A 2230-nucleotide genomic window follows, 5' to 3' on the forward strand; every position below is an offset into this window, starting at 1 on the left:
GGCGGTTTCTGCTTTGGGGACGGTTTCTGCTTTGGGGACGGTTTCCGCCCTGGGGGCGGCTTCTGCCCGGTCTTCCGCTTCGGCTTCGGCGGGCCCGGGTCGTTAGGCTGGCTGGCGCCCCGAACGGCCGGGGCGAACGGCGAGAGAAGACGGAACGTTGCTGCAGGACATCGAGCCCTACCTGGCCTGCCCCCACTGCGCGCAGGCCCTCACCCGGCACGAGCGCAGCCTGCGCTGCCCCGCCGGGCACAGCTTCGACCTCGCCAAGCAGGGCTACGTCAGCCTCCTCGCCGGTGACGCCCACACCGGCACCGGCGACACCGCCGAGATGGTCGCCGCCCGGGCCGACTTCCTCGCGGCCGACCACTACCGGCCGATCGCCGACGCCCTCGCCGAGGCCGCTGCGGCCGCCCTCCCGGACGATCCCGAGGGCCTGGTCGCCGACCTCGGTGCCGGCACCGGCCACTACCTGGCCCATGTGCTCGACTCCCTGCCCGGCCGGGTCGGCGCCGCCCTCGATATCTCCAAGTACGCGCTGCGCCGTGCCGCCAAGGCCCACCCCAGGATCGGCGCCGTGGTCTGCGACGCCTGGCGCCCGCTGCCGCTGCGCGACGCCTCCGCCGAGCTGGTGCTCAACGTCTTCGCCCCGCGCAACGGCCCCGAGATCCGCCGGGTGCTGCGCCCCGGAGGCACCCTGCTGCTGGTCTCGCCCACCGCCCGCCACCTGCGCGAACTCGTGGACGCGCTCGGGCTGCTGTCGGTGGACGAGGAGAAGCAGCGCCGGATCGACGAGAAGCTCGGCCCGTACCTGACGCCGGTCGGGCAGCGGCAGGTCGAGTTCACCCTGCGGCTCTCCGCGCAGGACGTCCGTACCGTCGTCGGCATGGGGCCGAGCGCCTGGCACACCGACCCGGAGCGCCTCGCCGCCGCGCTAGGGGACCTGCCGGACCCGGTCGAGGTGACCGCCTCGGTGACGGTGGCCGGGTACCGGCGCTGAGCGCTGCCGGCCTGTCCGGCGGGGCCTCCGGGGCCCGGTCAGCGGGGTGCGGCGCGGTCGCCACGTTGGGATGAATCTGCCGAGCAGGCACGTTTCACCCGGTCGGGCTGGGGCTAACGTCCGACGGGTGAACCGCGACGCCACCGCGCCCGTCGGGCTGGCCCACCCGCGACAGAGCGCTCCTGGGCCCGACCGTCCGCCCGTGCCACGCCCCACCGTCGAGGAGCTCCGGCTCACCGCCTTCAAGTCGTACCGGCGCGCCGTCCTGCCGCTCGCGCCGCTCACCGTGCTGCACGGGCCGGCCGGGGTGGGCAAGTCCAACGCGCTCGACGCGCTGGCCGTGCTGTCCCGGCTCGCCCTCGGCGAGGAGATCGCCGACTCCCTGGACGGACTGCCGGACCGCACCGGCCCGCTCGCCTCGCCCGTCCGCGGCGGCCTCAACGGGTGCGTGCCGCACGGGCGGGACGCCGTCATCCTCGGCTGCACCGTCCGCTCGCCGCGCGGCCGGATCCGGCTCGACCTCGTCATCCGCACCGACGGACCGGCCCGGATCGCCCGGGAGTCGCTCAGCCTCGACGGCCGGACGCTGGTGGACACCGGCGAGCAGGACGTGCGCAACCGACGCGTCAACGTCTGCTGGCACAACGACACCCGGCAGGGGGACATCCGGGCGCCGTTCCCCAGCGGCACCATGATCACCGCACAGCTGCCGCTGCGGGTGGCCGGCTCCTCCGGCGGCGAGCGGCTGGTCCTCGCCGCCACCGAGGACCTGCTCACCGCGCTGCGCGAGGTCTTCCCGCTGCACCCCGTCCCGGCCCTGATGCGCGGCTGGGCCAGGGCCGACCCGCAGGCCCGGCTGCGCACCAACGCCGCCAACATCTCGGCCGTGGTCAACCGGCTCAGCAACGAGTGCCCGCGCCGGTACGGGCGGCTCCTGCGGGCCGTCCAGGCCGCCGCGCCTCACCCGCTGCTCGGGCTCACCCTCGCCGAGCGCGAGAGCGGGGGTGTACGGCGGGTGCTGGCGGTCTTCGACGAGGGCGTGCTCGGGCGCACCGGCGCCGACCAGGCCTCCGACGGCATGCTGCGCCACCTCGCCTTCGCGGCGGTGCTGCTGACCGGGGCCGGGGTGCTGGACCTCGACGTGGCCGCCGAGGTGCCGTGGGCGCACCGGCAGCTCACCGTGCTCGCCGAGGACCTCGGGGCCGGGCTCTCCATCGAGCAGACCGCCTCGCT

The 2230-nt window shown here is 75.5% G+C and carries 2 protein-coding genes; both read left to right on the plus strand.

The features are described 5' to 3' along the window. Positions 1–157 precede the first annotated feature (157 nt). Positions 158–997, plus strand: coding sequence for a putative RNA methyltransferase (locus J0670_RS36260; protein WP_207816987.1), 840 nt, complete (start codon positions 158–160; stop codon positions 995–997). Positions 998–1199: 202 nt separating this feature from the next. Next, positions 1200–2230, plus strand: a 1031-nt coding sequence (locus tag J0670_RS36265) for an AAA family ATPase (RefSeq protein ID WP_207816989.1), incomplete at its 3' end; no start/stop codon positions are given.

It is taken from the genome of Streptomyces sp. FH025 (assembly GCF_017427025.1).
GTDB lineage: Bacteria > Actinomycetota > Actinomycetes > Streptomycetales > Streptomycetaceae > Kitasatospora.